A 14,093-nucleotide genomic window follows, 5' to 3' on the forward strand; every position below is an offset into this window, starting at 1 on the left:
CGGAATTTTATCCCTTGGCAATTTTTATAAAATCGTGAAGCATGGCCGTAGGGGTTTCTCGTGACTGCTTCGATAAGTGACAGCTTTCTTTCGATGAAATGTCCAAATAGTTCGACTAAGCGGAGGCCCACTTGCAAACGTCGGCGTGCCCCTTGGAGGGCTTTAATGCTAATTGCCTGTTTGTAATACCCAAGTGAGAGAGGAGCTAAAAACCAAAAAATCAGGACGATAGAAAGAGTTCCCTTTGTCATGTGCAAAGACCATGGTCTGTCGCATAAGGAAAGTGAATTACTAATAACGTCCTGGAATATGAATCTAACAAAACAAACAAATGGTCGGCATGCGCCATACTTTTTGCGAGCCAGCAAATCGGGCTTAAACTTAGCGGGGATATTGTCCACCGTCGCCAATCAAATCTCGTCAGCACTTAACCGGTCGTGGATGTGCGGCTGGGGACTACCTCTCTTGGTAGTATTGACACTATTGACAATTGCAGAGGATCTGAAAGCTCAAACTACCGAGTCCTTTGCCTCATCACCCACTTTGATTTCTCACCCATCTGTTCCCTCGTGGAAGACTTCGGCTGAAGTAACCATCGGAGGGGTAGTTTATGAGTTGTTGAACGGAGGAAACGGAGGATGGGCTTTTTCCGGCAGCGGTGGAGTGTCAAATAGCTCCAGCCTTTTTTACAGCACGGCAGCCACTAGTTCAATCACCATTAAGAGGAAAGATGGAGCCCGCTTTCAGTTTTATGGGGTATGGTTAAAATACAAAAATTTTACCAGCGGCTATACCGCCCCCTGGCTTACGGCCAACTACAATGGTTCAGGCGTTTCGTCTGACACCTACGGTTCAAACACTACCGTCACAATATCAAAAAACTTGAATGTTACTACAGTGACTTTGATGTTTTCGGGCTTGTGGGAGCTTAACTTTGACAATTTGATTGTAGGCCCGGCAATTGCTTCGCTGCCTACTGTTACTACTACAGCCGCAGATTTGATAGGTGGAACGTATGCCAGTCTTGGTGGCAATGTAACCAGTGACGGCGGAGGCACCATTACGGACCGGGGGATCGTCTACAGCACCTCGCCGTCGCCCGCTATTGGCGATGGCCGGGGGGAGCAGGTGGCAATAGGTACCGGTTCAGGCATTTTTTCGCAAACAGTCTCTGGCTTTTCGCTCAGCACCACTTACTACGTAAGAGCATATGCCATCAATTCAGCCGGCACTTCTTACGGCTCACAAATAACATTTACCACAACTGACGGCACTGGCCCGATCACGCTTTTGCCTTCAATGGACACTTACATTGAGGACGGTTCAGGCTATTCAACCTCACAAACCAACTACGTTGGAGACTGGTGGGGGTGGTACTCTGATGCTGCAATAAAATTTAACCTGGCCGCCGTGACTGGTACCGTGTCCGACGCAAAGCTTCGGCTATATGTAAGCGAAGTAGGCGCTGGCACAGTTTTCGCAAAAATCTGGGGCTCTAACGATGACAGCTGGCTTGCTACAACTAATTCTGTCCCCTCCAAAAACACTTCCCTAAGCGAAAATGTATCTATTACCGCCACAGGATGGAAGGAATTTGACGTCACCGCATTCATTAAACAACAAGCCGAGGGAGATGGCACAGCCTCTATGGTGATTTCTGGAAATACAGCGGAGGGAGATAATTGGTTTGGGTTCAAATCTGACAACAGCGCCACCAACAAACCACAACTGGTGGTAACGGTAGCTGCTGGCAATACCGCACCTACGGCTTCTCTTGTGGCTATTTCCGGGGCAGGTGAAGTAGGTGCTACACTAACAGGGACATACACCTATGCCGACGCTAACAGCGATGCTGAAAGCGGCACGACTTACAAGTGGTACAGGGGAGTTGCTGATGTTTGCTTGGCACCCGTTGCTATTGCTGGTGCTACACAAACCACCTACACCCTTCAGCCTGAAGATGAAGGCAAGTACATTACTTTTGAGGTAACACCCAGCGACGGTACTGATGCAGGAAGTGCTATGGTGAGTGATAGACTCGGCCCTGTTGTCCAAACTGTTTTGCTGGGCTCCAGCCCTACCATCTCTTTCTCGAACGAGGTTGGGTTTGATGACAATATTGCCCAGGATGGCGAGGGAGGATCTGTCGTGATCAGCGACCTCAACCTGCAGGTAATGCCTATCAATAGCTCCGGCGTGAAGCTTATAGGACAACCTATCCAATACCACGACAACACGCAATCAGGCTGGTCGGGTTACCCGGCTATCATTACATATGGCGACACAGATGCCCATTTCGGGTGGTCGATTAAATCGGACAACGGAACTGCATTCTCTTTGGTCGCCGTAGATTTTCACGACTGGGGGGGCTATACAGGCGACACATTTGTTGCGGAGGCTTTTTTGGACGCCGCTTCAAAGGGAACAATAACATTTACGGGAAACCTGGACGGAAGCTATATTGCGTTGACTAACTCCGGTGCCTTGTCGTCGATATTTGCCAATGTTGATGAAGTCAGAATTTACATGCAGGGTGGGGACAATTCATGGCCCTCATTAAACAATATTCAAGTTTCCACGCCGGTGCTTACAGGTCCACCTACCGTATCTTCTACGGCTCAAACGGACTTGACATCAACCTCGGCTACACTTGGAGGAAACGTTACCGCCAATGGAGGCCTTGCTGTGACGGAAAGAGGTGTCGTTTATGCCACCTCAGCAGAGCCTACCATTGCTAATACGAAAGTGGAGATTGGCTCGGGCACGGGCGCCTTCTCTCAAAGTGTAACCGGACTGGAAGTGAACACCACTTACTATTTCCGTGCTTACGCCATCAATTCATTGGGCACAAGCTATGGAAATGAATTGAGCTTTAGTACCCCAAAAATTGCTCAGACAATCAGTTTTGACCCTATCAGCGAAAAAACATGGGGCGACGAGCCATTTACAGTAGGTAGCGAAAGAACAGATCAAAACCAGGTAATAACTTATGTAGCCACCGATCCTTCCATAGTGACAATAGTGGGCAATCAGGCTACCATTAAAAAGGGCGGTAGCACAACGATTACCGCATCTCAGGCAGGAGATGACACGTATGCGTCGGCCGTAGCTGTGGAGCAAACCCTTACAGTGAACAAAAAGGCTTTGACCGTCACAGCGGAAGACAAAACCAAAGAATATGGTGCGGCTGACCCTGCTAACACGGTAACCTACGCAGGCTTCATTAGTGGCGAAGATGCTACAGATCTTGGCGGTACACTATCGTTCAGCAGAACACCAGGAGAGGATGTAGCTGCTTATGCAATTACTCCCTCTGGCCTTACCTCGGGCAACTACGCTATCAGTTTTGCGGATGGCGAACTGGAGATTACCAAAAAGGCCTTGACCGTTACAGCCGAAGACAAAACGAAGGAGTTTGGTGCGGCAGACCCTGTGTACACAGCGGCTTATACAGGCTTTATCACTGGCGAAGATGTTACAGACCTGGGTGGCACACTTTCGTTCAACAGAACGGCTGGCGAGTTTGTAAACACTTATGCTATCACCCCTTTAGGTCTCACTTCAGCCAACTATGCGATCAGCTTTGTGGGCGGTGAGCTAGAGATCACCAAAAAAGTACTTACCGTAACGGCAGAAAACAAGACCAAAGCATACGGTGAAGTTGACCCAGCCAACACTGTGACCTATTCTGGGTTTGCCTCAGGTGAAGATGAAACTGACCTTGGTGGCACACTGTCGTTCAGCAGAACACCAGGCGAGGGTGCAGGTACTTACGCCATTACACCGGCTGGCTTTACTTCAGACGATTATGCCATCAGCTTTGTGGCTGGTGACCTGGAAATTACCAAAAGGGCTTTGACCGTCACAGCGGAAGACAAAACCAAAGAATATGGTGCGGCTGACCCTGCTAACACGGTAACCTACGCAGGCTTCATTAGTGGCGAAGATGCTACAGATCTTGGCGGTACACTATCGTTCAGCAGAACACCAGGAGAGGATGTAGCTGCTTATGCAATTACTCCCTCTGGCCTTACCTCGGGCAACTACGCTATCAGTTTTGCGGATGGCGAACTGGAGATTACCAAAAAGGCCTTGACCGTTACAGCCGAAGACAAAACGAAGGAGTTTGGTGCGGCAGACCCTGTGTACACAGCGGCTTATACAGGCTTTATCACTGGCGAAGATGTTACAGACCTGGGTGGCACACTTTCGTTCAACAGAACGGCTGGCGAGTTTGTAAACACTTATGCTATCACCCCTTTAGGTCTCACTTCAGCCAACTATGCGATCAGCTTTGTGGGCGGTGAGCTAGAGATCACCAAAAAAGTACTTACCGTAACGGCAGAAAACAAGACCAAAGCATACGGTGAAGTTGACCCAGCCAACACTGTGACCTATTCTGGGTTTGCCTCAGGTGAAGATGAAACTGACCTTGGTGGCACACTGTCGTTCAGCAGAACACCAGGCGAGGGTGCAGGTACTTACGCCATTACACCGGCTGGCTTTACTTCAGACGATTATGCCATCAGCTTTGTGGCTGGTGACCTGGAAATTACCAAAAGGGCTTTGACCGTCACAGCGGAAGACAAAACCAAAGAATATGGTGCGGCTGACCCTGCTAACACGGTAACCTACGCAGGCTTCATTAGTGGCGAAGATGCTACAGATCTTGGCGGTACACTATCGTTCAGCAGAACAGCAGGAGAGGATGTAGCCGCTTATGCAATTACTCCCTCTGGTCTTACCTCGGGCAACTACGCTATCAGTTTTGCGGCTGGTGAACTGGAGATAACGAAGAAGGGCTTGACCGTGACAGCCGAAGACAAAACGAAGGAGTTTGGTGCGGCAGACCCTGTGTACACAGCTGCTTATGCAGGCTTTATCACTGGCGAAGATGTTACAGACCTGGGTGGCACACTTTCGTTCAACAGAACGGCTGGCGAGTTTGTAAACACCTATGCTATCACCCCTTCAGGTCTCACTTCAGCCAACTATGCGATCAGCTTTGTGGGCGGTGAGCTAGAGATCACCAAAAAAGTACTTACCGTAACGGCAGAAAACAAGACCAAAGCATACGGTGAAGTTGACCCAGCCAACACTGTGACCTATTCTGGGTTTGCCTCAGGTGAAGATGAAACTGACCTTGGTGGCACACTGTCGTTCAGCAGAACACCAGGCGAGGGTGCAGGTACTTACGCCATTACACCGGCTGGCTTTACTTCAGACGATTATGCCATCAGCTTTGTGGCTGGTGACCTGGAAATTACCAAAAGGGCTTTGACCGTCACAGCGGAAGATAAGACCAAAGAATATGGTGCGGCTGACCCTGCTAACACGGTAACCTACGCAGGCTTCATTAGTGGCGAAGATGCTACAGATCTTGGCGGTACACTATCGTTCAGCAGAACAGCAGGAGAGGATGTAGCTGCTTATGCAATTACTCCCTCTGGTCTTACCTCGGGCAACTACGCTATCAGTTTTGTGGATGGTGAACTGGAGATCACGAAGAAGGCGCTGACCATCACAGCCGAAGACAAGACGAAGCAATATGGAGAGGCTGATCCCACTGCCACTGTAGCTTATCATGGTTTGGTTGAAGGCGATGACGCAACAGACTTTAGCGGTGTGCTGGCATTTACCAGAACTATCGGCGAAAATCCAGGCGTATATACAATAAGTCCTTCAGGTTTGACCTCCGGCAACTATACTGTGAGTTTTGCAGATGGCGAGCTTCAAATCACTCCAAGGCAACTCACGGTGCAAGACCCTGTTTTGACCAAAGCTAAGCTGCACGATGGTTTGACAACTGCTGAAGTACTTGCAGGTGCTCTTGTTGGCGTGGTTGATGGTGATGTTGTGGAACTTACCGCCGAAGCTGCCTATGATGATGCTAACGCAGGTGTAGACAAAACCATCACTGTTACATACACTATTGCCGGAGCAGATGCATTCAAATACCTTGTTCCAATAACCTTTGTAGTAACCGACGGTGAGATTATTGTAGATGTTGCGCCGGTATTTACCTCTGTTGGCAGCCCGTCAGTGAAAGAGAATGAAACAAATGTGCTCGTGGTTACTGCAACGGACGGCAACGAAGGAGCAACTATCACTTACAGCCTTTCAGGTGGCTGGGATATGGCGCTGTTCACTATTGACGCAATCACAGGTGAACTCACATTTAAATCAGCGCCGGATTTCGAACAACCGACCGATGCTAATGGAGACAATGTGTATGTGGTGCAGGTAACAGCCACCGACGGTGTCAACGTTACCAACCAAATCATAGAAATAACAATCACCAACGAAAATGACAGTGCGCCTGTAGTCCTGGCCGCACAGTCGTTCCAGGTGACAGAAACAGTGGCCAGCGGAACCTTGGTAGGCAAGGTAATGGGCCACGATTCAGACGAAGGCACCGAGCTTGAGGGATGGGCCATCGTGTCGGGAAATGATGATGGGATATTTGGCCTGTCAGCAGCCTCTGGCGACTTAGTGGTTGCAAACAGCGCTACACTCGCTATGCAAACAGCCACTTCCTACACACTCGTACTCACGGTCTCTGACGGCATTCACGTGAGCATTGAAACTGAAATCACCGTGCTTGTGAGCAGAGGGCAGCAGGCCAGCCTTGCGGCCGCAGCCGATAGCTATGAGATGAATGAAGATGAGGTGCTAGCAGTTGATGCTCCCGGTGTTTTGGTCAACGACGGCAACGTGGTTACGGCTGGACTGCAGGCAGTTCTGGTAGAGAATGTCTCTCATGGAAGCCTTGTGTTGAATGCTAACGGCTCATTCGTTTACACTCCCGATGCCAACTTCAATGGAACGGATGTGTTTAACTACAAAGTAGTGGAGGGTGAAATAGCCTCTGCGACAGTAAGTGTGACAGTTGAGGTTTTACCGGTAAACGATGCCCCACATGCAATTATCTTCAACAACGTGAACGTTGCCGAGGACGCTGCCCCGGGCTTCAAAGCCGCTGAATTTGACACAGAAGATATAGACAGCGACTCGCATACTTATGAGCTTGTGGACGGAGAGGGCGCAATCGACAATGAGAGCTTTATCATCGAAGGCAATAAACTGCTGACCAATGTACGCTTCGATATTGACGAAATCACTCTCCTTTCTGTGCGGGTGAGAACCACTGACCCGGCTGGGGCTTACCTGGAAAGAGTGTTCGGTGTTCAGATCGTTCCGGGCTTCCACTCCGATCTGGTGATCCCTTCAGCGTTTACTCCCAATAATGACAATGTAAACGATAGCTGGGAATTTGAGAATGCCAATTTCTACCGCAATATGTCGGTCAATATTTACAACCGCCAGGGCCGTTTAGTATTCAGCTCGGTGGGCTATCGCCAACCCTGGACAGGCCAGAGAAATGGAGTGTCGTTGCCACTTGATATGTACTACTATGTGATCGATCTCAACGATGGATCAGGGCGTGGGTACAAAAGCTATGTAATGATCCTTCAATAAAATGGTGTCGTGCAGCGGTCAGCATTGGTGCTGCACGATACCCCTTTCAATTCAACAAAGAAAAATATAAAAAGTCATGAAATTCAAACTACTCGCTCTAATAGCTGTGTTATCGCTTTGCGCAGGCAGGGCTTACTCACAAGGAGGAATATTCCTCAGTCAATATTATCAGAACTTGCCTGGCTTTAACCCAGGACTCACAGGAGCTACCGACTTCCTCGACATAAGAACCGGAACCCGCCAGCAGTGGGTCGGCTTTGACGGGGCGCCAAAAACCTATTTTGTTTCGGCGAATGGCGTCATTAAGCCAAAGGTAAATCCTTACAGAAAGAATTCACTCCGGACTAGTCAGCCTGAGGGCGCTGTCACGTCACATACCCCGGTTTCCAAGTTAAAATGGGGCCTCGGAGGTTATGTGCTGAAGCAGGAGCAAGGGCCATTTGACCAAATGCAGGCCATGCTCAATGTGGCCAGTCATATTGCTGTTACCGAGAGAACCTATTTGAGTATGGGGATTGCCAGTGGCATTTCCAATTACCGGGTAAACCTTTCGGAAGTGGTGGTGGCTGATCAAGTGAACGACGCTACTTACAACATGTTTATGGCCAATGGGTTCAACAACACCTATGCAAGTCTTAGCGCTGGTGTGGCACTGTACTCAGACTTGTACTATGTCGGTATCAGCTCGTTGCAGTTGTCACGAACTTTGCTGAGTGGCAACGACCTGTTAAATAAGGATGGAAACAATCGTATTTTTCACGCTGTTGGAGGCTACAGGCTATATTTTCAAAAATTTGATGTAGTGCCTAATATCAACGTCAGGTTCGAAACCAGCCAGCCTGTCGTGGTTGACCTAGGTGCCAGACTGCGCTACAATAAGCTAATTTCAGCCGGCCTTTCTTTCCGCAATGACCAGTCAATTATCGGTCTCCTGGGCGTTGACATCACCGACAAAATCAATTTTAGCTATTCGCTGGAATCGAGGATGGGTAATGCCTCAGACGTTAACAATGGCAGCCATGAAATAGTACTTGGCTTAAAACTTTACAATCATAACAGGTTTAGTCCTCTCTGGTAATCATGAAAACACTACAAATATTTAGTATCATCTTTTTGGCAGGTTCCACTGCTTTTGGCCAATACACTTTCGAAGGCGTAGAGAAACTTGCATCAACAATCAACTCAGAAGAGGAGGAAATCACTCCAATGCTGTCACCAGATGGCTCAAGATTATATTTTGTGCGAGCTGGGTTCGAGCGGAATATTGGCGGTTCGCAGGCTGGTCAGGATATTTGGTTTTCAGATAGAGCCTCAGATGGCGGCTGGACTGAGCCCTCTAATGCCCTTCCGGAAATTAACAACGGCGACAACAATGCAATGACTGGGTTCACAGCCAATGGAGACACCATCTTCTTGATTAATAATTATAGTTCTTTCCCAAGGCGTAAGATTGGGTTGTCGTACACCGTACTCAAAAACGGGAAGTGGACAACGCCAAAAGAGCAAGGAGTAGAGGTGAAAACGAAAAATGATTTTTATGGCATGTATGTCCACCGAAGTCAGCAGGTTACTATCGTTTCTATGATGGGAGACGAAGCAGTTGGTGAGGAAGATTTGTACGTTAGTTTGAGAAAGCCAGATGGTTCGTGGTCGGATGCTAAACATCTTGGATCGGTCATTAATAGTGCAGGTTTTGAAATCTCTCCCTTTTTGTCTGAAGATCAAACTACTCTTTTTTTTGCCAGCAATGGCCATGGAGGATTCGGGGATGCCGATATCTTTATGTCGTCCAGGCAGGATGACTCGTGGAGCAACTGGTCAGTTCCGGTAAACCTTGGTGACAAGGTCAATTCGGCAGCTTTCGATGCTTACTATTTTGAGCAAAATGGAAGCGCCTATTTTTCATCCAACCGGGATGGTGGAAAAGCAGATATATTCTTTATGAGTGCAACCAAACTACTGCCAATAGATGAAGAATTGCTGATAGCTGTGGCTGAAACAGAACCTGAAGAGATGGAAACCAAGATTCCGATTGACGAAGGTAGCTACGATGTCATTCCTGAGCCACTTTCGGTTTATTTCGGTTTTGATTCTTTTGTACTGTCAACTGAATCAAAGTCAGCAATCGAAAAAGTGGCAAAACTCCTTTCGGAGCAGGGTGCAATGAATATCGAAGTCAATGGCTATGCCGATCCAATTGGCAGCAGCGAATACAATCAAGTACTTTCGAAGCGAAGGGCTTTGGCCGTGAGTGATTATTTGACTAATGCGCTGGGAGTTGCTAAACCAAGATTGGTTATTGTGGAGGGAAAGGGAGAAGTGATTGGCGATGGTTTTGCCCAAACAACTCAACGAGCGTCAGAAGCCCGCAAGGTCGAAATAGTCTTTGTGCGAAACTCAGTGGCTGCACAATAGCAGGCTCTCCAATCGCAGTTCCGGAGATTTTTCTCCGGAACTGCGACAGATGGGCTACTTCAAGTCAGGTGTATAAAGCAACCTGTTCTCCTGGAAGTCATACAGCGTAAGTCTTCTAAGATCGTAATAAGCTTGCCAGTAGCTCTCAAGTGCACCGATGTAGGCACGCTTGGCATTGTCTTTTTCTGTTAGGGCAATATTCAGATTGGTGATATCTATCTTGCCTATTAAGTACCTGTTTTGGGCAACCTCGTACCGTTTTTGTGCCACCTGATCAGCCGTCTTTGTTATTTCCAGTGAGCTCAGCAGCATATCAAACTGCTTCGCTTGCGTGATGATTTCTTGCTCGAAATTCACTTCGTCCTGGGCAATGACGTAATCAGTTAGCCGTTGGTTTGCCAGGGCGGTTTGCAGTCTTGACTTATTTCTTCCCCAGTCCAAAATAGGCATATCAAAATTGATATTGACCCGTTGAAGTGAGTTAGGGTTGGCGTAAACATCGCTGAGGTAATCACCACGGTTGTTTAATCCGTAGGAAGCTGATAGGTTGACCTGAAATCGTTGCTTTCTTGCCTGTTCCACATCACGCTCTGCCTCCAGCCGTCGCCGCTCAAAGGCAATAAAGTCTGCTCTGTTTTGTTTTGCATAGGTCAATGCCTGCTCCACTGCGATTTCGAACTGCGGAATTACTTCTGGCATTACCAGTTCCACTTGTTGGTTGTCGTTGAGTCCTATGAAGGTTTTTAGTCTCAATATTGCATTCTCAAAATCGAGGCTTGCCTGCGCCACGTCCTGCCTTGAACGCAGTAACTGAAGCTCCACCTGAAGCAATTTGTCTTCTGATGTAGTGCCTATATTGAAGCGGCCTTTTTCAATCTGATAAATCGTGTCGTTGTTGGCAAGATTAAACTGCGCAATCTGAAGGTTGATCTGAGCATCGAGTACGCTAAAAAACCTGTCCACAGCCGTTCTGGAGATGAACTCCATTTGCTCCACGTACTCTCTTTTACTTTCTTCAAAACGGATTGGTTCAGTTCGCTTCTGCCATTTTAGCGAATTGAACGCAAAAATGGGTTGGAATACCGACAGTCTTAGGATATTGCTTGTCCACTGGGTGGTAGTTCGCTCGTAGTCCTGAAACTGATAAACATCGGAAAGAAGGTAAACAGTACCTCCAGTTAACCCCAGGGGCTGTGTCAGACCAAAGGATATGTTCGAATTGGTCTGTGTTCTGGGTTGAAAAATCAAACTGCCGTCATTTTGACGGGTTGCCAGAATATCTTTGCTAAAACTGGGTACATCTCCGCTAAGTCCAAGCTGGGGGTTGTAGTTGGTTTTAAAGTACCTGTATTGCCAGTATCGGTTTTCTTTGACTGTTTCCGCTTGTTTCGCCGAGGGAGATTGATCCTGCGACCGTTGAATAATGTCTCGTAGCGTCAGTTGCAACTTTTGTGCATCAACGGCGAGAGAAAAAAACAGAAAAACAAAAAAGAGTAGATAGCTTCTATTATTCATACCTGAGGGATGTTATCGGGTCTTGACTGGCAGCTTTTTGTGCCGGGGCTATTCCAAACACAAGGCCCACCGTGGCCGCTACACCGAACGAAACGATGACTGATGAAAAAGTGATAATAGTTGGGAAGTCTCCAAAGCTAGATATGCCCAGTGCAAGGCTAATGCCGAGGACAACCCCAACTATTCCCCCGCTTACACTGATCATCATGGCCTCGAACAAAAATTGAGTAACGATGTCAGTTTTCTGTGCTCCAATGGAAAGGCGAAGGCCAATTTCTTTGATTCTCTCCATAACGGACGCCAGCATGATGTTCATAATGCCAATGCCTCCAACCAGCAGCGAAATCCCCGCTATAGCTCCAAGCACAATATTGAAGATGTTTTGTGTTCGCTGCTGTTGTTTAAGAAGGAGCTCAGGAATGGTGATCTGATAATCGATCACTCCAAAATGGCGTCGCTCCAGCATTCTTGAGATTATTTCAGCAGTGGGCTGCATTAGAGCCGCATCTTTTACCTGCACCACCAACCGATCGATCTGGTGGTAATTGGCTGGTTGCTGCTCGCCGTTGTTTTCATTGTTATTATTTCTGGCGGCAGCTTTTAACATGGTGCTGGTGATCAGCTCCCGGTTTCTATACCGCATCAGGAAGGTTTTGATGGGCACATACACATCCATGTTATAGTCCCGTATACCTAGTTTACTGATGCTTTTCTCGGAAATAATCCTTTCGTCAAGCACACCTATTACCTCCAGCCACTGGTTGCCGACCTTGATTGTTTTTCCAACAGGGTCCTGTGTACTAAAGAACCTGGCCCGAATACTTTTGCCAATAATGCAAACAGGTAGCCCGCCTTTGATCTGCTCTTCAGAAAACATATTCCCTTCCTGAAGAGTGAAGCTGGTGAGTTCAAAATAAGCAGGCATTACGCCTACCAGCTTGGCAGATCTCCGAAACCCGTCCTTTATGATAACGGTCTCCATTATACACTCCGAGCTCATAGCAGCAATGTCAGGGATGGTTTCAAGAATAGCTTCTGCGTCTGCCATTCTCACACCAGGTGAAAATTTCTTTTTTTCCTCTCCGGCAGAAGTGGAGGTTTCATCTAATTTTTTCTCCTCCTGCTCCACTATGGGCTCAATAATGATGTTGTTAACGCCCACCATTTTGATCTGCTCAAGAATCTCCTTTTGGGCACCGTTTCCTATGGCAAGCATAGCGATCACTGCAGCCACGCCAAATATGATTCCCAGAGCAGTCAAAAGCGATCTTAACTGATTGGCCAATACTGCTTCCAGGGCAATCTGGAAGTTGGCCAGCATCCTTTTGTTTATCATATCAGTCAGGCTTTCTGGGTGAGCGTACTTCAGACGTTGTTTGACTTACTTCAGCTACCTCCTGGTTCCTTTCTTTGTTTCTTTTGCCATTCAGAGAGCTGAGCATGTTGATCTTTGACTCACCAGTTCCCTCAGGGAGGGATAGGTATACCTTTTCGTTGCCGGTAAGCCCCTGAAGCACAACAGCTTCATTTGAGTTGGTAATGCCCATTTCTATCTCTTGATTCGAGCCGTCGGCGAGAACAACATACTGAATCGAATCGTTGCGGGAATGGATGGCTTCAAGCGGCACAAAAACAGCCGAATCAAGCTCCTGTACCACTATATTGTTGCTGGTAGTCATTGCAGGCCGTAGCGATGGGTCGCTTTCATTTACTCTAACTGTAACCTCAAAAACCTTGGCGTCAGAGTTAGGGTTCTGCTGCCCCACATTGGCCACCTTAATCACCTCACCGGTAAGCCTTTTGTCAGGGTAGGCATCAAGGCCGACTTTCACCTTCTGACCAGGCTTCACCTTTCTGATGTCCACCTCATTGATAAAGGTAACCGAGATCATTTGAGTGAGGTCCGGGAGAGTAGCCACTACCGGATCCCACGGGCCAAATTGAGAGCCAGCAACACGCTTGTTTCCGCTCCAGTCCGAATAATAGATGACCATTCCATCTTGCGGAGCGAGAATAGTGAACTCTGTCAGTAACTCCTGAAGCGAGCGATAATCAGACTTCTCTTTTTTCAGTGTAGCCCCCACTTCCTGCATTTTTGCTACCGACTGTTCAATTTTTAGTTGATAGTTTTCCGTAGTTTGATCAAGCTCACGCTTGGCTTTCTGGACAGCAATTTCGTTTTGCTTTACAGTAGCTGGTGGTTCAAATTGAGATTGTTCAAGAATCAGCTCCTTTTCCTGCAGTACGTACTGTAGGTTGATTATTTTTTCTCTTTCAGTACGGAGTGTAATTGCGGAGTCTAATTTGGCCTGATCAAATTGCGATTGCGCCTTTTCGAGATTCGTGCCTGCATCAGACAACTTGGTGTGTACCTCCGATTTGTCGATAGAGGCAACAAATTCACCTTTCTTAACTACTGTCCCCTCGTCGACGATCCGTTCAATTTTAAGGTTGTATATCCGGTTGTTTTGCGCATGGCTGGGCCCAAGCACTCTTACCGAATTAAGTGCGCTCAGCTCACCGGTAGTGGTAACGTCAACAACGAATTTACCCTTACCAACATCCACCAGGATGTTCCTTCCATCGTCTGTTTGGCGCTGACTGAAAAGAAGGAGGGCAATGAGAATAACTAAAATAGAAGCAGGTAGAATGTATCTTTTTTTCATGATGGTTAAGTTCGATTA

The 14,093-nt window shown here is 47.6% G+C and carries 6 protein-coding genes; 3 read left to right on the forward strand and 3 right to left on the reverse strand.

Annotated elements, in window-relative coordinates; all coding sequences use genetic code 11:
* The first annotated feature begins 309 nt into the window (after nt 1-309).
* The 3 genes from GC130_RS11645 to GC130_RS11655 all read left to right on the forward strand — a co-directional run bounded on the left by GC130_RS11645 (nt 310) and on the right by GC130_RS11655 (nt 9,894).
* A complete protein-coding gene (locus GC130_RS11645; protein WP_193217839.1) occupies nt 310-7,479 on the forward strand; it encodes an MBG domain-containing protein in 7,170 nt (2,389 codons plus the stop codon).
* Between the two features lie 76 nt (nt 7,480-7,555).
* Nucleotides 7,556-8,557, forward strand: a complete 1,002-nt coding sequence (locus GC130_RS11650) for a PorP/SprF family type IX secretion system membrane protein (RefSeq protein ID WP_151998483.1) — start codon at nt 7,556-7,558, stop codon at nt 8,555-8,557.
* A gap of 2 nt (nt 8,558-8,559) precedes the next feature.
* On the forward strand, nt 8,560-9,894 hold the full coding sequence (locus GC130_RS11655) for an OmpA family protein (protein WP_151998484.1): 1,335 nt from the start codon (nt 8,560-8,562) through the stop codon (nt 9,892-9,894).
* Between the two features lie 54 nt (nt 9,895-9,948).
* On the opposite strand, the gene GC130_RS11660 is transcribed toward GC130_RS11655, so the two are convergent.
* From GC130_RS11660 to GC130_RS11670, 3 genes are read right to left on the reverse strand one after another with little or no spacing between them, the layout of a single operon-like run.
* Entirely contained in the window at nt 9,949-11,409 is a 1,461-nt protein-coding gene (locus GC130_RS11660) for a TolC family protein (protein ID WP_151998485.1), read from the reverse strand.
* Entirely contained in the window at nt 11,402-12,745 is a 1,344-nt protein-coding gene (locus GC130_RS11665) for an ABC transporter permease (RefSeq protein WP_151998486.1), read from the reverse strand. Before GC130_RS11665 ends, GC130_RS11660 begins: the two co-directional genes overlap by 8 nt.
* Nucleotide 12,746: 1 nt before the next feature.
* Nucleotides 12,747-14,075, reverse strand: a complete 1,329-nt coding sequence (locus tag GC130_RS11670) for an efflux RND transporter periplasmic adaptor subunit (protein WP_151998487.1) — start codon at nt 14,073-14,075, stop codon at nt 12,747-12,749.
* Nucleotides 14,076-14,093 lie beyond the last annotated feature (18 nt).

The organism is Imperialibacter sp. EC-SDR9, assembly GCF_902498805.1.
GTDB lineage: Bacteria > Bacteroidota > Bacteroidia > Cytophagales > Cyclobacteriaceae > Imperialibacter.

Bases quoted from the DNA above. Each gene is read 5' to 3' on its own strand.
- GC130_RS11645 (WP_193217839.1), top strand. From the start codon at position 310: ATGAATCTAACAAAACAAACAAATGGTCGGCATGCGCCATACTTTTTG.
- GC130_RS11650 (WP_151998483.1), top strand. From the start codon at position 7,556: ATGAAATTCAAACTACTCGCTCTAATAGCTGTGTTATCGCTTTGCGCA.
- GC130_RS11655 (WP_151998484.1), top strand. From the start codon at position 8,560: ATGAAAACACTACAAATATTTAGTATCATCTTTTTGGCAGGTTCCACT.
- GC130_RS11660 (WP_151998485.1), bottom strand. From the start codon at position 11,409: ATGAATAATAGAAGCTATCTACTCTTTTTTGTTTTTCTGTTTTTTTCT.
- GC130_RS11665 (WP_151998486.1), bottom strand. From the start codon at position 12,745: ATGATAAACAAAAGGATGCTGGCCAACTTCCAGATTGCCCTGGAAGCA.
- GC130_RS11670 (WP_151998487.1), bottom strand. From the start codon at position 14,075: ATGAAAAAAAGATACATTCTACCTGCTTCTATTTTAGTTATTCTCATT.